This window comes from Rhizobium sp. ZK1 (genome assembly GCF_047782645.1).
Taxonomy (GTDB): domain Bacteria; phylum Pseudomonadota; class Alphaproteobacteria; order Rhizobiales; family Rhizobiaceae; genus Rhizobium.
Window position 1 is genome coordinate 2,073,533 of record NZ_CP180587.1, and the last position, 22,006, is coordinate 2,095,538.

Genomic DNA, 22,006 nt, shown 5'->3' on the forward strand with positions numbered 1-22,006 from the left:
TCTCCTTTGGGACAGCCGAGCTGTGATTGGCTTGGCGAACTCAATGTGTCGATTTCCAATCGGAAAGAGAATATGCTCTGCATGAAAGTGATTTTACCAAAAATTGGAAGAATAAATGGATCGGTTCGAAGCCATGTCGATGCTGCTGGAGGTGGTGGATAAGGGAAACCTGTCTGCGGCCGGCCGGTCGCTGAAAATTCCCCTGCCGACGCTGAGCCGCAGGATCACCGAACTGGAAACGCTGCTGGGAACGAAGCTGTTGACCCGCACCACCCGGAAGATTGCCCTGACCGATGCGGGCGCCACCTATATCGAGGCGGCAAGGCGCATCCTCGAGCAAGTGGAAGAGGCCGAGCGTCAGGCATCGGGCGAATTCGCAATGCCAAAGGGCGAACTGGTGATCACTGCGCCAGTGCAGTTCGGCCGTTTTCATGTGCTGCCTGTCGTGACCGACTTCCTGGAAGCCTTTCCGGCTATCAACGTGCGGCTGATGCTGACGGACAGGAATATCGATCTCGTCGGAGAACATGTCGATATGGCCGTGCGAATCGGCAATCTGCCCGACAGCGCCATGGTCGCAACCCGCATCGGCTCGGTGCGCAGGGTCGTCTGCGGCAGTCCGGCCCTCTTTGCCGGCCGCGGGGTGCCGAAGGAGCCGGCCGATCTCCTGGGCCTGCCCTGCATCAACGTCGAGGTCCTGACGCCCACGGCCGGCTGGCGGTTCCAGAAGCCAGGAGCTGCAAAGGCCATAGAGGTGCTGATTAGCCCGCGGCTTTCAGTCACCACCACCGAGGCGGCCGCCGAGGCCGCCATCCGCGGCGCTGGCGTCACCAGGCTGCTGTATTACCAGGTCGCAGGAGCGGTCGCGGCCGGCGCGCTCAAACTTGTGCTTGAGGACTTCGAACCGAAGCCCGCTCCCATCCACCTGGTCCATCTCGCCCGCGGCCAGATGCCGCTCAAGATGCGCCGCTTTCTGGATTTTGCCGCACCCCGGCTACGGGTGAGCGTCGCTGCCCTGTAATCTTCTTCCCTGCACGAAGAACCCGCTGTACGCCCACCGTGAGGCGGCGGGCATACCGAAAGCATGTCAAGAAGGTTTCGCCGGCAAGAGAGTTTCGGTAAAGGACCGTCGCTAATCGGATACGACGCCGGGTTTGGGTGGCATTGCCGATTCTGCAATCAATGGAAGAATTTTCGAAAAGTATGGGATCATGCTCCATGGGGAGCGCTACGGCAGTTTTGCGGTTCATAGGCAGAACGTGTAGCAAGACTGGCTCTCTGTGCGTCTGGTGCGTTCTGTTGACCCGCGCGTACCAGCAATCAGTTTACGGGCCACACGTACAACAGCATCGGCACGCTCGCGATAATGATCAGAAACGACAGCGGAAGGCCGAGGCGCGGGTAGTCGGAGAATTTATATCCTCCCGGACCGAAGACTAGTGTGTTGCATTGGTGGCCGACCGGGGTCAGGAAATCGCAGCCGGCACCGATCGCCACCGCCATCAGGAAGGCCTCCGGCCGGAAGCCGAGATCGGTGGCAAAACCGACGGCGATCGGCCCCATAACAAGCACGGTGGCGGCATTGTTGAGAAAGGGCGTTACGGCCATCGCTGCGACAAGAATCAAGCCGAGCGCGCCCCAGGCCGGCACGCCCTTGGCGATGTCGCCAAGCCCATGGGCGATGAGATCGCTGCCGCCTGAAGTGCGCAGCGTATCGGAGACGGGGATCAAGGCTGCAAGCATGATGAGGATCGGGCCGTCGACCGACTTGTAGATATCGGCAAGCGGGATCGCCCGGAAGACGACCATGCCAAGCGCCGCCGCAAAGAAGGCGACAGGCACCGGCACAACGCCGACCGCCGTCGTCGCCATGGCAAGCGCCAGGATGATCAGCGGAATGAAAGCCCGCCGGCGCGTGCCGAGCAATATTTCGCGCTGGGCAAGTGGCAAAAGGGTAAGATCCTGCATGACGACTGGCAGGTTCTCACGGCTTCCCTGCAGCACGAGCACGTCGCCGGCTGCAAGTGTCAGATTGGCAAGGCGCTCCTTCAGCCGTTCGCCATGCCGGCTGATGGCCAGCAGATTGACGCCGCGCGTATAGGCGAGCGCAAGTTGCTTGACGGAACGGCCCCTCAGGGGCGATTCTTGACCGATCACCACCTCGATCGAGACGACCTCCGCCTTCATCTGCCCACTTTCCCTGATTGGCTTGCCGGCGAGCTGCAGCTTTCCGGCTGACACGATGCGGTCGAGCGCGGCCGGCGGGCCTTCCAGCAGCACGATATCGTTTTCCCGGAGTGTGAGATCAGGGAAGGGGGACATGCGCGTCGCGCCGCGCAGGACGGCAGTGGCAATTGCCTCGCCGTCGCCAGGTTTGACAAGAACGCTGATCGGCTTTTCCAAGACAGCCGATTCAGCCGTAACCAGCGCTTCCGAGGTATAGTTCTTGATGTCGACCGCTTCCTCGATCGAGCTGCCCTGTTTCGTACGACTTGGCACCAGCCAGTGAAAGAAGATAACAAAGGTGATGCCGACGATCGTCAGGACACTGCCGACCGGCGTGAAATCGAACATAGTGAAGGAACTGCCCGTCATCTCCGCCATCAGCCGCGAGACGACGATATTCGGCGACGTACCGATCTGCGTCATCAGGCCGCCAAGCAAGGCTGCGAATGACATGGGCATCAGATATTTGGACGGTGAGACGCCAGACCTCCGGGCAAACTGAAAGGCGACCGGCATCATGATCGCCAGCGCGCCGATATTCTTGATGAACGCGGAAAGCAATGCCACGGCGATCATCAGCAGGGCAATCTGGCTGTGCAGCGTATTGAGGTTCGGAAAGAATCGCTTGATCGCCATGTCGACGACGCCTGAACGTGCAACCCCGGCTGAGACGATCAACGCGCTGCCGACGATAATGACGATATCATCGGAGAAACCGGAAAATGCCTTGTCCGGAGGGACGATTCCGACCGCGACGGAGAGAACAAGCGCGCAACACGCGACGACGTCATATCTGAACCGATCCCAGATAAAGACCCCCATCATCATGGCGATGACGGAGAATGCGAGGATCTGCTGCGTTGACATCCGGCTCCATGGGTGTGCGAATTATCGATGGACTCGAAATGAGACAGGCGAGGATGCACGGAAAACGTCTTCCGGGACTGATGAGTTCCGCGGGCTTGCCGCTAAATCGGAACCGGTGATCCGCGATACAGGATAGGTGCGCGGCGGTTCATCGCTCCTGCCTCAATCGAGGTGAAACACCTCCGGCATCGTCGCCCACCACTCGCCTTCCTTGCGGGTCGCGAGCGGCCTCTGGCAGGGCATGCAGGCGGCCCACCATGCCTTGTTTGCCGGATCGGCGGCCATCTTGGCCATATCGGCCGTGAAATCGTCGCCGACATATTCCCAGTAGCCGAAGAGCAGGTTTTCCGGCTCCTTCAGGAAGATCGAATAGTTGGTGATGTTGCAGGCGGAGATCAGTGCCAGGATCTCCGGCCAGACAGCCGCATGCAGCGCCTTGTATTCCGCGACCTTGTCCGGCTCCAGGCCGATCACCATGCCCATGCGCTGCATGTTCTACCGCCCTTGCGTGATTGCCGTCGTGAACTCGGCGATGCTGCGGGCCTTCACGGCCTCCCAGTCCCATTCGATGCCGATGCCGGGTTGGGAAGGAGCGATGGCGTGGCCGTTCCGGATCTCCATGCCCTTGGTCGTCAGGTCGTCGAGCTGCGGGATATATTCGACATATTTGCCGTTCTGAATGGCGCAGACGAGGCTGACATGCAGCTCCATCAGGAAATGCGGGCAGACCGGAATGTCGAAGGCTTCGGCCGCATGCGCGACCTTGAGCCAGGGCGTAATGCCGCCGATGCGGGCAACGTCGACCTGGACGATCGAGCAGGCGCCCTTCTGCATATATTCGCGGAAATGCCGGATCGAATAAAGGGATTCACCGACGGCGATCGGCGTCGAGGTTGAGCGGGAAAGCCGGATATGCCCGTCGAGATCGTCGGCCGGCAGCGGTTCCTCGATCCAGGCGAGGTCGAGCTCCTCCAGCCGTGCGGCCCGGCGGATGGCCTCATCGACGGTAAAGCCCTGATTGCAGTCGGTCATGATCTCGAAACCGTCACCGAGTGCTGCGCGCATGGCAGACAGCCGGTCATAGTCCTCGGCGCCATGTGGCCTGCCGATCTTCACCTTCGAGCCGGAAAAGCCCTTGGCCTTGGCCTGCAGGGCGTCTTCGACGAGCGCTTGCTTCTCGATATGCAGCCAACCGCCTTCGGTCGTATAGAGCGGGCAGCTGTCCTTGGCGCCGCCTGCGAGTTTCCACAGCGGCAGCTTCTGCTTTTTGGCTCTCAGATCCCACAGCGCGGTATCGACGGCGGCGAGCGCCAGCGCCGTGATCGCCCCGATCGTCGTGGCGTGGGTGGCAAATTCCAGTTTGTGCCAGATCGCCTCGATGCAATCGGCATCCTCGCCGATCAGCAGCGGGACCAGATGGTCCGACAGAAGCCGCATGACGGAGGAGCCGCCGGTGCCGATCGTATAGGAATAGCCGGTGCCGGAAGCACCGTCGGAATCGGTGATGGTGACGATTGGCGTTTCCTGGCTGACGAAGCTCTGGATCGCATCGGTGCGCTTCACCTTCGGCGGCAGGTCCACCATGCGCAGTTCGATCTTTTCAATGCGGGCCATGCTTCCTCCTAGCTTGCCGTGCGGGTCTGGCCGGGTTCGGCCGCGTGGATCGCCGACATGATGGCGCGGCTTGCCGTCTCATATTTGCGGTCGTTCTGATGCTCGTGGACGATCCTGAAATCGTGCATGACGAGGATGCGGTCGGCGAGCGCCGCCATTTCCGGCATGTCGCTCGAGATCAGCAGGATCGCCATGCCCTTGTCGGCAAGCCCGTTGATCAACTCGTGAATATAGGCCTTGGCCTTGATGTCGATGCCGACGGTCGGCTCGTCGATGAAAAGGATGTCGACATCGGCTGCCAGCCACTTGGCGAGCGAAACCTTCTGCTGGTTGCCGCCCGAAAGATTGCCGACAAGCTGCTCCAGGCTGGGTGTGCGGATTTCCAGTTGCCGTGCAAGCGGGGCGGCGGTCTTGCGCTCCTGGCCAGCGCCGATCAGGCCGAGGGTGGATGCGATCCTGTCCCAGACCGTCATGGCGATGTTGGAGCGGATAGGATGGGCGAGGATGACGCCCTCATGTTTCCGGTCCTCGCTGACATAGCCCATGCGGAAGCGCTTGATCGCCTCTTCGACCGAATGGATGCGCACGGGCTCGCCGTCGATCTCAATCGTGCCGGACGTTACCTTGTCCTTACCGATGATGGCGCGGATCAGTTCGGTCCGTCCGGCGCCGACAAGCCCGTAGAGCCCGAGGATTTCGCCACGGTGCAGCGAGAAGGAAATATCGCTGTGGCCGGCAGCGGTGGCAACGTCGCGAAGCTCAAGCTTGGGCATGCCTTCGCGTGATTTGCCTGCGCGGGCGATCACCGGCCGTTCGGCGCGGCCGATCATCGCCTCGATCAGCGTCTGCCTTGTCATGCCGGCCATCGGCGCGCCGCGTAGTGTCGCTTCCCCGTCGCGCAGAACCGTGACGCGGTCGCAAAGGCTCAAGACCTCTTCGAGTTTGTGGCTGACGAAGAGGATTGCCGTTCCCTGATCGCGCAGCTGGCGCACGAGGCGGAAGAGGATTTCGGTTTCGGCGTCGGTGATCGATGCGGTCGGCTCATCGAGCAGCAGCACCTTCGCCTTGTGGCTGAGAGCCTTGGCGATCTCCACCATCTGCATCTGCGCGACGCTAAGACGCCGGACCTCGGTTGCCGGATCGATATCGAGGCCGACCTTGCGCAGATGTTCGCGCGCCTCGTCGTTGGCGCGGCGGAAATCGACGAGGCCGTTTCGAACTGGCAGGCCCTCCAGAAGGATGTTTTCGGCAACCGAGAAGCGTGGAATGAGGTTGCGCTCCTGATGCACGGCAGAAATGCCAAGCTTGATCGCATCGCGCGGCGAGGCAAGCGACAGCGGCGCATCGTCCAGCGTCATGGTCCCGCTGTCGGGCCGGTGAACGCCGGTGATGACCTTGATCAGCGTCGATTTGCCGGCGCCGTTTTCGCCCATCAGCGCGTGGATCTCGCCGCCTTTGAGCGCCAGCGAGGCGTTGTTGAGCGCCCTGACGCCGGGGAAGGACTTGCCGATCTTGTCGAGAACGAGCGCCATCTCAATCCTCCCCGACCCGGATTGCGCGATAGCGGTTGATCCAGACGGCGGCAAGGATCAGCGCGCCGAGCAGGAAGGTGACCCAATAGGGATCGACTGCCAGCAGTACCATGGCGTTCTGGATCAGCCCGACCAAGAGCACGGCGATGAAAGTGCCGAGAATGGATATGGAGCCGCCGGCGAGACTCGCACCGCCGATGATCGGAGCCGCAAAGGAAATGACCACCCAATCCGCGCCGATCGTCGGCTGCGCCGAACCGAGTTGGGCGACCGCGAGCACGCCGGCAGTCGCGGCAAGCAGGCCTGACAGGACATGCGCCATGATGGTGGCACGGGCAACGGAGATGCCGGAGAGTTCCGCTGCATGGCTGTTGCCGCCGACCGCCAGCATATAGCGGCCCTCGACCGTGCGCGCAAAGAAGATCACGAGCAGCACGGTGACCAGCAGCGGCACGATCAGCAGCATCGGGAAAGGCCCGAACCGCCCATTGCCGAAAGCGACGAAGGCCGGTGAGAGATTGTAGAAGGGAATGGCCTTGGTGATGCCGAGATTGATGCCGGCAAAGGCCGAGCCGGTCGCGAGCGTCACGATGAAACCGTTGATGCCGGTGCGCACCGTCAGCCAGCCATTGACGAAACCGGCAAAGCCGCCGAACGCGATGCCAATGATGATGGCGACGAACGCCGGCAAGCCCCAGACATCCATCAGACCGCCGGTGACGACAGCGACGAGCCCGCCGAGCGCTCCGACCGAAAGGTTCATCTGTCCGACGCCGAGCATCACCATCTGGCTGAAGGCGACGAGCAGCGATACGCAGATGCTGCGCAGCATCACGAACCAGTTGAATTCCGTCATGAAGGCGGGAGAGGCGAGGCTGAGCGCGATGCCGCCGGCGACTACGCCGACAAGGATGCCGGACCACTGCGTCCGTGCGGCCAGGGAAATAAGCGTCTTCATGCGCGCCTCGTCTGTTCGCTGATGGCGAGCGTCGTCCGGTAGCGCTCGAAGAGGATCGCCGAGAGCAGGAAGATGCCGAGGAAGAGCTGCAGCCAGAAATTCCCGACCTGCAGCACGAGCAAGCCGCTGCGGATGGTTGCGACCAGCAGCGCGCCGAGGATTGTGCCGATGACGGAGACCATGCCGCCGGCCAGCGCCGTGCCGCCGATGACGGGCGCGAGGAAGGAGGGAAGCAGCCAGTCGTCGCCGGCAACCGCGGGCATGGCCGCCGAAAGCCGCGATGTCAGCATCAAGGCGGCAGCGCCAGCGAGCACACCCGAGAGCACATGAACGAAAATGGTGATCCGCCCGACCGGGATGCCCGACATTTCCGCCGTGCGCGCATTGGCGCCGACGGCCAGAACCTGCCGGCCGAGCACCGTATGCTTGAACAGGATGTAGAGCGTTGCGCCGATCACGAAGGCGACGATTGCCAGCGATGGTATCGGGCCGATGCCGCTGCGGCCGAAGGCGCCGAATGTTGCCGGCAATCCGTTCAGTGGCACGCCCTTGGTGAAGATGAGCATACCGCCGGAAAACAGGCTGGCGCTCGCAAGTGTGACGATGAAGCTGTTGACCCCGGTTTTGACGATGGCCAGCCCGTTGAGTGCGCCGAGGAAGCCCCCGAAGGCAAGGGTCAGGAGGATCGCAACCGGAATGGGAAGGCCGGCCAGCTGCATCAGATAGCCGGCGGCCATCACGCAGCAAACGCCGATGGCACCGACCGAGAGGTTCATGCCGCCGGTCGCCAGCACCACCATCTGCGCAAAGCCGACCACGACATCGATCGCGACCGAGCGCCCCATGGAATTCAGGTTGAAGCGGGACAGGAAGCCCGGCGCAAGACTGCTGAAGACGGCCCACAGGATCAGAAGAATGATCAGAATACCAAGCTGCGCCGGTCCTCTGGTCAAAAGTCCCAGCAGGCTGCGTCTGCCTGCATCGGGGACGGGACTATCATTGTCGATGGGTGCCATGCGCTGGGATGACCGGTATCGTTAAACGGAAGTGGGCAATGTCGATAATCTGGCGCGAGGCCTGTTCGGCCCCGCGCCATTCTCCTCACTTGCAGGAGAGATAGGTGTCCTTGAAGCTCGCCTGCAGCTTCTTCGTCAGCGCCTTCAGGTCGTCCTTATAGCCATCGACGTTCTTGGCCGAGATCAGCAACGTACCGGAATCGACGAAATGCGCAGTCTGCGGCGTCGCGATCCACGGGGCATCGGCCTTCACGCTGCAGCCTTCCGCCATCTGGTCCAGCACATAGGCGCCGATATAGGCCTGGCCATAGGGGTTCTGCGCCATCGTGCCGGCGACGAAACCGTCACGAATGCCGTCGAGGATGATCTTGTCGTCATCGATGCCGACGAGCTTGATCTTCTTGTCACCGAGGTTCTTGAGTGCCGTTGCGGCAACCACCGAGGAAATGTATCCGGTGGCAATCATCCCGTTGATCTTGTCCTTCTGCGCTGCGAGCAGCGCGTTGATCTTCTGGTCGCCCTGTTCCTGGCTATCGGTATCGCCGACCGTCTGCAGCAGCGTGACGGCGCCGTTCGTTTCGCCGACGGCCTTTTCGACCGCTTTGACGCGCAGCGTCGTGTTCGGATCGACGAGCAGGCCGGCCAGATGAACGATCGTGCCCTTGCCGCCCATGGCCTCGATCAGCGCCTTGGTGCCGAGATAGGCCGATTGGGAGACGTCTGTCGCCAGGCAAAGCCCGACATCGGTCGGATCCTGCGCGCAGCCGCCGAGCGCGACGGATGGAATGCTGTTGCTCTTCATTTCCGAGACCGTGGCATTGATGCCGACCGCGTCGCCCGGAAAGACGCCGAAGCCGTTGGTGCCCTGTGCCGCGAGGCTTTCCAGAAGCTCGGTCTGCGCCTCAAGCTTCCATTCGCTCGGCACTTTATAGTCGACGGCGGCGATGCCGAAATCCTTCGCGGCATCAGCTGCAGCCTGTTCCCAGGGCGCGAAATAGGGATGTGGACCACCCGGAACCAGGGCGATCTTGTTATCCGAGGCGAAGGCGCCGAGCGGCGCGAGCGCCACAGAGCATGCAAGGCCTGCAGCAATGAAACTGCGAATTGTCATGACATCCTCCCGTTTGGGCAAGCCAGTCCTCTTCCAGCATTGCCATACTCAATCGCTAACACGATCGAATATCGCATGCAATATTCAATAATTGACTTTTTTGTCATCTTCCTGTTCCATCTCGGCAGGCAATCGGCGGGAGGAGTTGATGAAGCCGCAAGAAAACCAGGCCCCGGTCGATCGATCGAGGCTGTTGCAGGAATATCGAACCCTGCTGGAGGAGATCGACGCATTGGGCGGGCCGGCTCTGGAAACGCTTTCGCCCCAGGAAGCGCGCGCCGATTCCGAGGTTCGGCTAGCTCTTCTTTGGGGGGCAAAGGACGAGGTTGCGGATATCGAGAATCTCGAAATCCCAAACGGTGAAATGAAGCTGAAGGCAAGGCTCTATCGCAGGGCCGACGCCAGGCGAACCATCCTCTTCTTCCACGGCGGCGGCTGGATGGTCGGCAGCATCGAAACCCATGACGGCCCCGTGCGGACGCTCGCCAATGCCGCCCGCGCCAATGTGCTGTCGGTCGAATACCGCAAGGCGCCGGAAGCGCCGTTTCCGGCCGCGTTGGAGGATGCAGAAGCGGCACTTCTCTGGCTTCTGGAGAATGGTGAGGTGCGCGGGCTCGATGCAGGCAGGCTGATCCTTGCAGGCGACAGTGCCGGCGCAAGCCTTTGCTCATCGCTGGCGATCCGCGCGCGCGATCTTTGCATCGGGCTTGCTGGGCAGGTCCTGGTCTATCCGGCGACCGATCTCTCGGGTACCACAGCAAGCCGCGCTGAGTTCGCAACCGGCTTTTCGCTCGATCGATCGACGATGATCTGGTTTGCGGAAAATTATCTCTCCGGCGGCACACCGCCTGCTGATCCCCGGGTCTCACCGCTGCTGGCGAGCGACCTCGCGGGCCTCGCGCCGGCCTTGCTGATCACCGCCGACCATGATCCGCTGCGCGACGAGGGTCGCGCTTATGCACAGCGCTTGATTGCCGCCGGAAATGACGTCTGTTACGAGGAGTGGCAGGGAACCATCCATGGTTTCTTCATCATGGATCGCGCAGGCAAGACCGCCCGCAAGATGATCGGGCGCATCGGGCAATGGGCAGAGAACCTCTGGAACAGACATGACGATGCCGAGCGAGGTGGAGACTGAAGGCGCCGCTGCGGCTGTTCGGTCGGAGCCGATCTATCTGACGATCTATCAGGTTCTACGCGACCATCTGGAACGGCGCGCGCTGACGCCGGGTCTCGTTCTCGGCCAGACGAACGTGGCGCGCGCCTTCAATGTCAGCCGCATTCCGGCCGGGATCGCGCTGGCCCGGCTCTTGTCCGAAGACCTTGTTCAAACCTTCGAAGGACGCGGCTACATCGTGCCGGGCGGCGATCCGCAGCGCGGTGACCTTTTTGCGGCCGGCCTTGACCTGCCGCATTCGCTCACCGTGCCGGTCGTCAACCGCCGGGAGCAGATCTATCCGGAAGTCGAGCACGCCGTTGCCGTCTGTCTTGCCTATGGCCGCTTCCTGTTGAACGAAACCGCCCTTGCCCAGCACTACGATGTCAGCCGCACCATTGCCCATGAAGTGCTGACGCAGCTCGAACGCAGCGGCATCATCGAGCAGGACAGCAACAATCGCTGGTATGCCGGCCCGCTCAGCGCCAGGGTTTTCCGCCATCACTACGACATGCGCCGCCTGCTGGAGCCGGAAGCGCTGCGCCAGGCTTACGCCTCTCTCGACAAGCCCGCCCTCGAGGAGCGGCGGCTACGGCTGAAATCCCTTGGCTCCTATCCGCAGGCGCCGGAAAAGCTGGAGAGAGCTGAGGCCGACCTGCATCTTGACTCGCTTGCGCCCTGTCCCAACACCGTGCTTCTTTCGGCAGTTCGTCGCAGCCAGCGTGTGCTGATCGCCACCCACTCGACCTTCGCCAATTTCCGCACAGAGGAGGAAATTTCCAGAATGATATCAGAGCACACACGCGTCTATGACGCCTTGCTCGCCGGCGATATCGACAAGGCCAGTGCCGCGCTCGCCGATCACCTGCGCCGGGCGCTTGATCCTAACCTGACAATCCTCCAGCATCTGCCCGCCATCCCCGCGGGCCTGACGCCACCTTATCTGATCCAGGTCAAGGGCGAGCGCTGACGCCATCATGTCTGTCGAGGACATGCCTGGTTCACGGCGATGCCAGCCGGCGAAAGATCCGCTCGATCCGGCCAACGATCGCAAAGAAGATGATGCCGGACAGCGAGGCAAGCAGCACCGCCGCAAACAGCCTTTCGGCCTGGTAATTGAACGTCGACTGGATGATGACGGCGCCAAGTCCACGGTCTGATCCGATCCATTCCCCCACGATCGCGCCGATCACAGAGGTCGTTGCCGATATTCGCAATGAGGCGAACAGAAGCGGCACCGACCGCGGAGCCCGCAGACGCCAAAAGGTTTCCCATCCGCTTGCCGACAGAACATGCATCAGCTCCAGCTCGTTGCTTGTCGCCGATGTCAAACCGCGGACCATGTTGACGAGCGTCGGGAAGAAACAGAGGAGGGCGGCGATCACGACCTTGGGTAAAATGCCGAGACCGAAGACGAGAATGATGATTGGTGCCAGAGCCAAAACCGGAATGGTATTGAAGAGCAGCACGACAGGAAAATATGCCGCCCGGACACGTGGGCTGTAGACGAAGACAATGGCAAGGATCACCGCAATCAGATTGCCGAGAAAAAAGCCAAGAAGAGCCTCGTACCAGGTGGGCAGCGCGTTCTGGACGAGCCCCTGCCATTCACTGGCGAATGTGCGCAGGACCGAGAGGGGCGTTGGGACAATATAAGCCGGAACGCCGAGCGCCGGTAACACCCATTGCCAGACGACCAACAATGAGAACGCGCCGGCAACTGGAAGAATAGTCGCTTCCAACAGGGAAAGTTGGTCTCTCTTCAAGGGATTACGCTCCACCTTCGCGCAGCAGCTGGCGCAGTTGCGCTGCTATATCCTGTGCCTGCGGGCTTTCCCTGCGACAGACGCCGTTTTCGTCCTTCAGTGACGCGAGATCGATGAGGGCCTGGCACCGGCCAGGATTTGCGGCAAGCACCAGTACGCACCCCCCGAGATAAATCGCCTCGGTTATGCTGTGTGTCACGAACAGGATCGTCGCGTGTGTCCGACGCCAGATGGAGAGAAGTTCATCATTGAGCCGGTCGCGGGTGATTTCGTCGAGCGCCCCGAAGGGCTCGTCCATCAGCAGGATGTCCGGCTCGCACTGCAAGGCGCGTGCAATCGATACGCGCTGGCGCTGTCCGCCCGAAAGCTGGTTTGGATAGCGATCCGATAGATGGGCAAGGCCGACCAGCTCCAGCCAATGGTCGGCCCTGGGCTCGACCGATTTGGCGATGCGGCCTTTTCCAACCTGCAATGGCAGGCAGACATTGTCTCGCACCGTGCGCCAGGGAAGAAGGGTGGCCTCCTGGAATACAAATCCAACCTCCCGCTTCCGTCTCGCCTCCGCTGCCGGCTTCCCAAGCACGGAAAGCCGGCCGTTGATCGGCGGCAGCAGATCGGCAATTGCGCGAAGGAGCGTCGACTTTCCGCATCCAGACGGGCCAAGGATCGTCAGAAACTCGCCTTTGGCGACGCTGAGATCGACGCCCTCCAGAACTGGCTGCATCGATCCCGGATAGCCGAGCCCAAGGCTCCTCGCCTCGATTGCAATTTCGTTTGTCACAGGGTTCATCCGATTTTCGGACGGTCTCCTGCCGTCATCTCCAATATGGCGGTCGAAAAGCAGTCATCGAGCTTCGGTGGGCCGGACTTGAACTGGCCAACCTTGTCATAGGCCGCGATTTGCTCGGCAATACCCTGGGGATCGAAGGTACCCCATCCATCCTTTGCCGTCGTCTCATCGAAGCTCAGTGACATGATCCGCGGTATCGTTTTCAACTCCACCGCCAGGTCGAGCTGCGGATAGGCTTCGACCGTGAGCTTCACCGCGTCTTCCGGATGCTCGTGCGTCCATGCCCAGCCCTTGGCTATGGCTCGCATTGCCTTCGAAAGCGTGTCGGCGTGCTTGTCGATCGCATCGTCGGTTGCGAAGTAGACGTTAGCATAAGACGGCAGCCCCGTATCCTTCATCATCAAATCGATCCGGTCAGGCCCAAGAACGGACAGCGCCTGGGTGTTGGTGATCCAGCCCGTCACCGCATCGACCTGGCCCGTCGTTAACGGCGTCATGTCGAACCCGATGTTCGTGATCGTAAGGCTCGACGGATCGATCTCATTCTTGAGAAGGATTGCATCCAGGACGTAACGGGCGGTTGGCTGAATCCCGATGCGTTTGCCGACCATGTCCTTGACTGTGCGGATTGGTGCCTTCGGCAGCGAGTAGAATGCAAACGGTGCCATGCGAAACCCGCAAGCGATGATCTTGATCGGCACCCCTGAGGCGCGTGCGAGCAGCAGCTGCGCCGAGTCCGAGAACTGGCCGAGCCCGGCCTGGCCGGTAACGACCGGAGGCACTGTCGCGGAGTTGGGGCCTCCGGGAGAAAACTCCACCTCCAGCCCCTCAGCCTGGAAAAATCCCTTCTTCGCGGCGACGATGTCTCCGATCTGGCCGTTGCTCATCAACCAATCGTACTTGATGACCACCTTTGCGCTTTGGGCGTTCGCCCTGATGGGCGCAAAGATGCTTAGGCCGCCGGATAGAGCAGCAAGCGTCAGCGCACCGTTGGCCAGAAATCTGCGTCGGTTCATCGTCATCGCCATTCCCCTTTTTGTTAACGCCCTTGCCAGCATCGGCGGCAGAGCCTTGTCTAGTCGAGATCGCCCACAGGACCGCCTTCGGCCCAGGCATAGAGTTCCCAGAGATTGTCATCAGGATCTGCGAAGTAGCAGCAGCGCGCATTCCAGCTGTAATCCTGTGGAGGCCCCTGGAAGGTGACGCCGGCAGCTGCCAGTTCGGCGTAGGCTGCGTCAACGGCTGCGGGAGAAGAAAGCTCGATCGCAGCGCAGGCCTTGTGAACTCCGGGCGGGGCCTTCAGGCCGGATACGCCGGTATTTTGGGCAATATGGTCGATCTCCCAAAGGGCGAGCGTAACGCCCGCACCCTTGAAATCGGCAAAGCCTGGAGCGCGCCGGCGTGGCTGGAAGCCGAGGCTATCGACGTAGAAGGCTGCTGCCCGGTCAATGTCTTCGACCAGAAAGCAGATATCGGTGATTGGATTAACTTGCGCGAAGGCAGGCATTCGATACTCCCTTGTTGTCGAGAGTGTGTCTTGCAAACGCGAAGTGCGATTTCAAAATCGTGCGCTATTTTTTTGCAAAGCTGCTTTTCTGCGCATCGGCGCCAATCATTGCAATGATCTGCGATAGTCAGTGGGAGTTACGCCGACGATCCGGCGAAATACGCTCGAGAAATGTGCCTGACTGGAAAAGCCGGTGGCATAGGCAATCTCCGAGAGTGTTTCCTTGCCATCGGCCAGGTAAATTCGAGCCCTCTCAATCCTTCGATCGAGTATGAACTGGTGTGGTGGCTTCCCGACAGCCTTCTTGAAGGCGCGGCTGAAATGAAAATGGCTCATGTGGGCGACGCCGGCCAGTTCATCGACGGTGAGGTCGGCACGACAAAGATAATCCTCGACATACTCGGTCACCCGCTTCAGCTTTTCCGACGTTATCGACCGTATCCCGACGGCTGGTCTTGTTCCCAGGAGCCTGACGACCGAACAGGCGAGCGCCATGCCGAGGTGTTCCATCAAGAGAGGGTCGGCGCATTCGGTCTGCTCGACGGCTGCAGCGAGTGAAAGGGCCACTTGCAAAGTAGTCGGGTCCGATGCTGCGCTGAATGCATCGTCATTGAGGCGGTCAGGATCGAAATCTCTCAGGCCCAGGTTCTCGTAGAGCTTCGGAGCCTGGAAAATCGATATGTAATCTGCGGCGTCACCTTCGACTTCGAAATTGATCGAAGCCGGCTGAAAGCCCAGTGTGAAGGACGGCCTCTCGACAGATCTGAAATTTGCCGAACCATATCTGTGTGCATATTTCCGGTGAGCTGTGCGGTTGATCGAGATCCTGTGAAGCGAGCCCTGTGAGGCCATTTCGCCAGCCGAGCTGTGGTAGGTCTCTATGATGAGGTCGCGCTGAACGAACGCTTTATATTGCTGAAGCGACGGCCGGCTTATCGAGAATATTCGCGGGTCAATGTCGAGCATATGGTGTTCTCCATCGCTCATGAAAAGCAATTTTTGCGCCAGATGAGGAAGTTTGCATCTGTCCCTGAGCCGGAGGCGACGCCCCGACAACCGCAAGGCGCACCGCCTCGACGGGGCGGTGGAATTGATGGTCTTCAGGACGAGAGCAGGCGCTCGGAGGTCAGGATATGGTCGACGGCGGCAGCGCTCCGTTTCTATAGCAACCCGTTGTCAGCCTGGCAGGCTAGGATAGAAATCCGATGCGTCTAGCCTTGTCGGTCTGCCCTCGATTACAAGTTCGCTCAAGCGCGGCAAGCTCCGCGCGATGACCTTGCCGCGGCGGATGACGGTCAGCCGGTTCGCTTTCAACCGCAGTGCTTCGAGCGGATCGCGAGCCTGCAGGATGACGAGATCGGCATTCTTGCCCTTTTCCAGGCCGTAGCCTTCAAGCCCCATGGTTTGGGCGGAGTTGACGGTCAGCGCGTCGAAGATTTTCTTCTTATCGTCGATGCCGGCCATCTGCGCGACATGGATCGCCATATGGCCGACCTCCAGCATGTCGCCCGAGCCCATCGAGTACCAGGGGTCCATTACGCAGTCATGGCCGAAGGAAACGTTCAGGCCCGCCTCCATCAGTTCACGCACCCGCGTCATGCCACGCCGTTTCGGATAGGTGTCGTGGCGGCCCTGCAGCATGATGTTGATCAGCGGATTGGGGATGACGTTGATCTTTGCCTCCGCCATAAGCGGAATGAGCTTGGAGACGTAATAGTTGTCCATCGAATGCATCGATGTCAGGTGCGACCCGGCGACACGGCCCTGCAGGCCGAAGCGGACGGTTTCGGCGGCAAGCGTTTCGATATGGCGCGACATCGGATCGTCGGTCTCGTCGCAATGCATGTCGACGGGCAGGCCACGGTCGGCTGCGATACGGCAAAGGGCGGCAACCGACGCCGCACCATCGGCCATGGTGCGCTCGAAATGCGGAATGCCGCCGACGATATCGAGCCCCATGTCCAGCGCACGGTTCAGCGCCTCGACGCCATCGGGCGCACGATAGTAGCCATCCTGCGGAAAGGCGACGAGCTGCAGATCGATATAGGGAGCGACTTTCTCGCGCACCTCGATCAGCGCCTCTGCGGTTACCAGCCGCGGATCGCTGGTATCGACATGGCTGCGGATATGCAGGAGGCCTTGGGAGACGGCGAGGTCGCAATAGCGCAAGGCCCGCTCCACCAAAGCTTCGCGGGTCAGGATCGGCCGAAGCTCGCCCCAGAGCGCAATGCCTTCGAGAAGCGTGCCGGAGCGGTTCATGCGCGGCAGACCGAGGGAAAGCGTCGCGTCCATGTGAAAATGCGGGTCGACAAAAGGCGGGCTGACGAGCCGGCCCGTCGCGTCGATCTCCTCGCCGGCCTCGGCCTCGATCCTGGCTGCGATCTCGGCGATCCTGTCTTTCTGAATGGCGATATCGATGCCGCTGCGGCCATCGGGAAGATTTGCGTTTCGGATGATCAGGTCAAACATGGCGGCACCGGTCTGTTGTGGAACTGGGAATTGGCAATCAGCGCTCGCCACGGCGATAGGGCTGCATGAGCGCATGCGGAACGCGGGCACGTCGCGCCATCACGGCGAGTGCGGCAATCGACAGGAGATAGGGCGTCATCAGAAAAAGCTGATAGGGAACGACGCCTCCGAGTACGGTCTGAAGCCTGAGCTGGAAGGCATCGAAGAAGGCAAAGAGCAAGGCGCCCAGAAGGGCACGGCCCGGCCGCCAGCAGGCGAAGACGACGAGTGCTATCGAAATCCAGCCGCGTCCCTGAACCATGGTCGGAAAGAAGCTGTTGAAGGCAGAAAGCGTCAGGAAGGCGCCGCCGACGGCCATGATTGCGCTTCCGGCAATGATGGCGCAATAGCGGATCCTGATCGGATCGATGCCCTGTGCTTCTGCCGCATGCGGGTTTTCGCCGGTCATACGGATCGTCAGGCCAAGCGGCGTGCGAAAGATCAGATAGCCCAGAATGACGGCAAGCAGGATGGCAAGGTAGGTCGGCGCAGTCTGGGCAAAAAGGGCTTGGCCGAGGAAAGGCAAGCCGGAGAGGACAGGAATGTCGAGCGGTTGGAACGGTACGATCGTCGGCGGTGTACCGGCAAGCGGCACGACTAGGCGGAAGATGAAATAGCTGAGGCTGGAGGCAAAAAGGGTAATACCGAGGCCTGTGACATGCTGTGACAGGCCGAGCGTCACGGTCAGAAGCGCATGCAGCAGGCCGAAGATCGCGCCGGCGAGTGCTGCAACGAGTATCCCGGTCCAGAGATCAGCGCCGTGAAAGACGGCAAGCCAGCCAATCATCGCCCCGAAGGTCATGATACCCTCGATACCGAGATTGAGCACGCCCGCCCTTTCGCAGAGCAGCGCGCCGAGCGTGCCGAAGATCAGCGGTGTTGCGATGCGCAGCACGGCAGCCCAGAGGCCGGCGGAGGAGACAATGTCGGTCAGAGCCATCATCTGCGGATCCTGTATTGGGTGAAGAACAGCGCGATAAGCATGGTCAGCAGAGAGACGGCGACGGTCACGTCGGCAATATAGGTCGGTATGCCGAGCGCCCGGCTCATGCCATCGGCGCCGACGAACATGGTGGCAGTGAAGAGTGCCGCGGCAATCACGCCGATCGGGTGCAGGTTGGCGAGCATGGCGACGATAATGCCGGAATAGCCGAAGCCCGGCGACAGATCGGTTGTCACGTAGCCTTTCACGCCCATTACCTCGATCGCGCCGGCAAGGCCCGCCAGGCCGCCGGAAAGGCAGGCGACCTTGACCAGCGTCATGCCGAGTGGCACGCCGGCAAAGACGGCGCCGGCGGGATTGAGGCCTGCTGCGCGCGAGCGCAGGCCAAAGACAGTCCGCGACTGAAGGAGATGCACCGCGAGCGCGATGGCGATGGCGATGATGAAGCCGATATGCAGGCGTGAGCGCGCCACGAGCTTCGGCAGCAGCGCGTGGTCGCTGACCGGCATGGATTGTGGCCAGCCGAAGGCGAGCGGATCCTTCAGCACGCCGTCGATCAGCATGGAGACGAAGAGCAGGGCGACGAAATTCAAGAGCAGGCTGGTCACGACCTCATCGACGGAAAAGCGCAGCCGGAGCCAGAGCGGCACAAGGATCAGCACCATGCCGGCGACGGCCCCTGCAAGCAAGAGGGCGGGGATGAGAAGCACGGCCGGCAGCCCTGCCAAGAGCTTGGAGCCGAGTGCGGCAACGGTGATGGCCCCGAGATAGAACTGGCCTTCGGCACCGATATTCCAGAGCCTGGCGCGGAAGGCGACAGCTGCGGCAAGGCCGGTCAGCATCAAGGGTGTAGCCCGCGTCAGCGTCTCCGTCGCCGAAAGCCGTGTACCGAAGGCGCCGGTCAGGATACGCCAATAGGCTTCGAAGACAGGGGCGCCTGCGAGCGCAATCAGGATGCCGGCAATGGCGAGTGCGGCGATGACGGCACCGATAGGCGCTGCCACGACCAGATAGGGCGGGCGGTGATCGCGGCGTTCAAGACGCATGCTGGGCCTCGGACGTCCATTCGCCTGACATCATCAGGCCGAGTTTTCGGGGATCGGCGCTTTGCGCGTCGATGGGGGGCGACAGGCGCCCTTTGACGATGGCCTGGATGCGATCGGCAAGGCCGATCACCTCGTCCAGATCCTCCGATATCAGAAGCACGGCCGTGCCCTGCTTGCGTGCCTGCAATATACGGGCATGGACGGCGGCAACAGCGCCCTCGTCGAGCCCGCGTGTCGGTTGCGCCGCAATCAGGATCTTCGGCCTGTCATGCAGGTTGCGGCCGAGGATCAGCTTCTGCATGTTGCCGCCCGAAAGAAGCCGGGTGCGCGTCGCCGGCCCGCCGCCGCGAATGTCGAATTCGGCGATGATCTGCTGTGCGAAGGCCATGCCGGCCTTTCGGTCGACCAGCCCATGGCGGGAAAAGCGTGGAGAGGCGATGCGCTCGAGTACGGCATTCTCCCAGACGGAGAGCTCGCCGATCGCGCCTTCCTTATTGCGATCCTCTGGAATACGGCCGATGCCGGCATCGATCAGGTTTTCGACGCTGATCTTGGTGACCGGTTGCCCGAACAGAAGGATGTCGCCGCTGCTCCAGCCGGCCAGGCCGCTGACAAGATGGCTGAGCGTCGCCTGGCCATTGCCGGAGACGCCGATAATGCCGAGTGTTTCGCCGGCATGGAGCTGAAAACTGATATCTCTCAGCCGCTCCTGGCCGCTATCGCGAACGGTGACGCCGACCGCTTCGAAGACGACCTCGCCGGGTGTGGACGCCTCGCGGACCGGGCGGGTCACCCGCCTACCGACCATGAGTTCGGCAAGCTCCGCCTTACTGGTTTCACCGGTCAGCCGCTCGGCGACGACCTTTCCGCCGCGCAGCACGACGACGCGGTCTGCCGCACTGATCACCTCGTCCAACTTGTGGGAAATGAAGATCAGCGAGAGATCCTGCCGGGCCATTTCCCGCAGCGTCTGGAAGAGACGTTCCGCCTCGATATTGGTAAGCACTGCCGTCGGTTCGTCGAGGATCAGGATGCGGGCATCGTTATAGAGCGCCTTGAGGATTTCGACGCGCTGCTGTTCGCCGACCGAGAGGTCGCCGAGCCGGGCATCGGGATCGACCTCGAGGCCGAAGCGTGTGGCAATCGACAGGAGCTTGGCACGGCCGGCGGTCTTTTCCGATTTCCAGGACCAGAGCTTTTCCGTTCCCGTCATGACGTTTTCGAGCACCGTCAGGTTCGCCGCCAAGGAAAAATGCTGGTGCACCATGCCGATGCCGGCGTGGATCGCCGCACGCGGCCGGCCGGCCGGCAACTCGTTGCCTTCGATATGGATCGTGCCGGCGTCCGGCACATAATGGCCGAAGAGAATGTTCATCAGCGTCGTTTTGCCGGCGCCGTTTTCGCCGAGCAGCGCCAGCACTTCCCCCTTGGCGAGGCTCAGCGAAATATCGTCATTGGCCTGGATCGCGCCGAAACGCTTGCTGATGCCGGCAAGCTGGAGCACGGGAGCTGATGTCATGAGGCAAGTCCCGCAATGGCATGGGGGTGGATCCAACGTTGCTCTGCTTCCAGCCGCGAGGCAAGGGCAAGCAGCAGCGGTTCCTGGCCCATCGGCGCCAGCAACTGCACGGGCAAAGGCATTCCGTCCGCGTCGCTTCCAAAAGGCAGTGTCAGAGCCGGAAAACCGGAAATATTGGCAAGGCAGGCGAGCGGTGCAAAGCGCGCCATGCGGTTCAGATGCAGGGCCGTGTCCTGATGGTCGCTCGGGAAGGAGCCGATTGGCAGAGGGGCTGTCGCAAGCATCGGCGTCAGCAGGCAGTCGATGCCGTCGAAGAGCCGCCAGAGGTCGTGACTGACATGCGGCATGGCGCTGAGGCTCTGCCAGAGAGAGGTTGGCGCAAGGTCTGCTCCGCGCGCCGCGAAGGCGGCGGTCAGAGGCTCAGCCTTTGAAAGGTCGAGCCGCAGGCTCTCGGTGAGCCATGCCAGATTGATGGCAATGATGTCGGCGAAAATGGCAGCGCTCGCGGTAACACTTGGCGCAAGGCGCGGCCATTCGATCGTGACGATCTCATGTCCGTCCTGTTCGAGGCTCCGGGCTGCTGTCTCCACGGCTTGCTGCCTTGCTGGCTCGGTCGGCAGGTCGCTGCCAGTCTCTGTCAGCAGGCCGATGCGAAGGCGGGGCTTTTCACCGTCGTCGAGAGCGGGTGCCGCATAGGGGCCATCTGGATTTCCATACAGGGTGTCTAAAATTGCCCCTGCATCGCGAACGGAACGGCAGACCGCAAGCTCACTGGCGATGCCGCCGAGATGATTGCCGAAGCCCGGACCGCCGGGGATTGCGCCACGACTGGGTTTCAGGCCAACGAGACCACAGCAGGCGGCCGGCACACGGATGGAGCCGCCGGCATCCGTCGCATGGGCAATCGCCACGATACCGGCTGCAACCGCGGCCGCAGCTCCGCCGGATGAGCCGCCTGCGGTGCGGGACGGATCGAGCGGATTGCGGCAGACGGGCCCTCGCGCCGGTTCGCTTGCAAGAGAGAGACCGACTTCCGGACTGGTGGTGAGGCCAAAGAGGCTGAAGCCCGCCTGACGGAAGCGCGCCGCAAGATCGGAATCGGCCGATGCATCGAGCATTCCATCGAAGAGTCTTGAGCCGGCATGGACGGCAAGCCCTTTGAACGGGCCGCCGAGATCCTTGGCAAGCGTCGGCACGCCGCCAAAGGGCCGGGCGGCGAAGCGATCCGGCTCATCGCGGCGCTCGCGATCAAGGGCGGCAGCATTGTCCATGCCGAGGGCTGCGTCGAGATAACAGATCGCACCAAGCGCCTCATTGGTTCTGGCGGCGGAAATCGCCTTTTCCATCGCCTCGGTACAATCAGATGCACCGCTCCCGATCCGGGCGGCGAGCGCAATCGCGTCGCCCCCCGGTACCGAGCCCTTGCTTGCATCAATCCTGGTCATCC

At 61.7% G+C, this 22,006-nt stretch carries 20 protein-coding genes; 3 read left to right on the plus strand and 17 right to left on the minus strand.

The features are described from left to right. Positions 1-115 precede the first annotated feature (115 nt). Positions 116-1,021, plus strand: coding sequence for a LysR family transcriptional regulator (locus ACK9YZ_RS32215; protein WP_216759662.1), 906 nt, complete (start codon positions 116-118; stop codon positions 1,019-1,021). A gap of 299 nt (positions 1,022-1,320) precedes the next feature. On the opposite strand, the gene ACK9YZ_RS32220 is transcribed toward ACK9YZ_RS32215, so the two are convergent. From ACK9YZ_RS32220 to ACK9YZ_RS32250, 7 genes are all read right to left on the minus strand, one after another. After that, positions 1,321-3,093, minus strand: a complete 1,773-nt coding sequence (locus tag ACK9YZ_RS32220) for an SLC13 family permease (protein ID WP_416067509.1) — start codon at positions 3,091-3,093, stop codon at positions 1,321-1,323. Positions 3,094-3,255: 162 nt separating this feature from the next. After that, the gene (locus ACK9YZ_RS32225; RefSeq protein WP_216759659.1) at positions 3,256-3,585 is read right to left on the minus strand and encodes an L-rhamnose mutarotase; all 330 of its coding nucleotides are present in this window, start codon (positions 3,583-3,585) and stop codon (positions 3,256-3,258) included. A 3-nt stretch (positions 3,586-3,588) separates the two neighbouring features. Further along, entirely contained in the window at positions 3,589-4,707 is a 1,119-nt protein-coding gene (locus ACK9YZ_RS32230) for a mandelate racemase/muconate lactonizing enzyme family protein (RefSeq protein ID WP_216759658.1), read from the minus strand. An 8-nt stretch (positions 4,708-4,715) separates the two neighbouring features. After that, positions 4,716-6,239, minus strand: coding sequence for a sugar ABC transporter ATP-binding protein (locus ACK9YZ_RS32235; RefSeq protein WP_216759656.1), 1,524 nt, complete (start codon positions 6,237-6,239; stop codon positions 4,716-4,718). A gap of 1 nt (position 6,240) precedes the next feature. Continuing rightward, positions 6,241-7,197 carry an ABC transporter permease gene (locus tag ACK9YZ_RS32240; protein ID WP_416067510.1) on the minus strand — a complete coding sequence of 319 codons (957 nt, stop codon included), beginning with the start codon at positions 7,195-7,197 and terminating at the stop codon, positions 6,241-6,243. Continuing rightward, a complete protein-coding gene (locus ACK9YZ_RS32245) occupies positions 7,194-8,213 on the minus strand; it encodes an ABC transporter permease (protein WP_216759653.1) in 1,020 nt (339 codons plus the stop codon). Before ACK9YZ_RS32245 ends, ACK9YZ_RS32240 begins: the two co-directional genes overlap by 4 nt. Before the next feature lie 85 nt (positions 8,214-8,298). Continuing rightward, entirely contained in the window at positions 8,299-9,324 is a 1,026-nt protein-coding gene (locus tag ACK9YZ_RS32250) for a sugar ABC transporter substrate-binding protein (RefSeq protein ID WP_216759652.1), read from the minus strand. 148 nt (positions 9,325-9,472) lie between these two features. On the opposite strand from ACK9YZ_RS32250, the gene ACK9YZ_RS32255 reads away from it, so the two are divergent. Continuing rightward, positions 9,473-10,462, plus strand: coding sequence for an alpha/beta hydrolase (locus tag ACK9YZ_RS32255; protein ID WP_416067511.1), 990 nt, complete (start codon positions 9,473-9,475; stop codon positions 10,460-10,462). Next, positions 10,434-11,450, plus strand: coding sequence for a GntR family transcriptional regulator (locus tag ACK9YZ_RS32260; RefSeq protein WP_216759650.1), 1,017 nt, complete (start codon positions 10,434-10,436; stop codon positions 11,448-11,450). The genes ACK9YZ_RS32255 and ACK9YZ_RS32260 overlap by 29 nt, the downstream gene beginning before the upstream one ends. Positions 11,451-11,481: 31 nt before the next feature. On the opposite strand, the gene ACK9YZ_RS32265 is transcribed toward ACK9YZ_RS32260, so the two are convergent. The 10 genes from ACK9YZ_RS32265 to ACK9YZ_RS32310 form a co-directional block, all read right to left on the minus strand. Then, a complete protein-coding gene (locus tag ACK9YZ_RS32265) occupies positions 11,482-12,246 on the minus strand; it encodes an ABC transporter permease (RefSeq protein WP_216759648.1) in 765 nt (254 codons plus the stop codon). Positions 12,247-12,250: 4 nt separating this feature from the next. Beyond that, complete coding sequence (locus ACK9YZ_RS32270) at positions 12,251-13,027, minus strand: ABC transporter ATP-binding protein (protein ID WP_416067512.1); 777 nt, start codon at positions 13,025-13,027, stop codon at positions 12,251-12,253. 5 nt (positions 13,028-13,032) lie between these two features. After that, positions 13,033-14,058, minus strand: a complete 1,026-nt coding sequence (locus ACK9YZ_RS32275; RefSeq protein ID WP_216760888.1) for an ABC transporter substrate-binding protein — start codon at positions 14,056-14,058, stop codon at positions 13,033-13,035. Between the two features lie 53 nt (positions 14,059-14,111). Then, positions 14,112-14,543, minus strand: coding sequence for a VOC family protein (locus tag ACK9YZ_RS32280; protein ID WP_216759645.1), 432 nt, complete (start codon positions 14,541-14,543; stop codon positions 14,112-14,114). 105 nt (positions 14,544-14,648) lie between these two features. Further along, positions 14,649-15,509, minus strand: coding sequence for a helix-turn-helix transcriptional regulator (locus ACK9YZ_RS32285; RefSeq protein WP_416067513.1), 861 nt, complete (start codon positions 15,507-15,509; stop codon positions 14,649-14,651). A gap of 210 nt (positions 15,510-15,719) precedes the next feature. Then, positions 15,720-17,012 (minus strand): amidohydrolase family protein, encoded by a 1,293-nt coding sequence (locus ACK9YZ_RS32290; RefSeq protein WP_216759643.1) that lies wholly within the window; start codon positions 17,010-17,012, stop codon positions 15,720-15,722. Between the two features lie 37 nt (positions 17,013-17,049). Continuing rightward, positions 17,050-17,994, minus strand: a complete 945-nt coding sequence (locus ACK9YZ_RS32295; RefSeq protein ID WP_416067514.1) for an ABC transporter permease — start codon at positions 17,992-17,994, stop codon at positions 17,050-17,052. Continuing rightward, positions 17,991-19,040 (minus strand): ABC transporter permease, encoded by a 1,050-nt coding sequence (locus tag ACK9YZ_RS32300; protein ID WP_416067515.1) that lies wholly within the window; start codon positions 19,038-19,040, stop codon positions 17,991-17,993. The genes ACK9YZ_RS32295 and ACK9YZ_RS32300 overlap by 4 nt, the downstream gene beginning before the upstream one ends. Then, positions 19,030-20,559 (minus strand): ABC transporter ATP-binding protein, encoded by a 1,530-nt coding sequence (locus ACK9YZ_RS32305; protein WP_416067516.1) that lies wholly within the window; start codon positions 20,557-20,559, stop codon positions 19,030-19,032. The genes ACK9YZ_RS32300 and ACK9YZ_RS32305 overlap by 11 nt, the downstream gene beginning before the upstream one ends. Continuing rightward, the gene (locus ACK9YZ_RS32310; RefSeq protein WP_416067517.1) at positions 20,556-22,004 is read right to left on the minus strand and encodes an amidase; all 1,449 of its coding nucleotides are present in this window, start codon (positions 22,002-22,004) and stop codon (positions 20,556-20,558) included. Before ACK9YZ_RS32310 ends, ACK9YZ_RS32305 begins: the two co-directional genes overlap by 4 nt. Between the last annotated feature and the right edge of the window lie 2 nt (positions 22,005-22,006).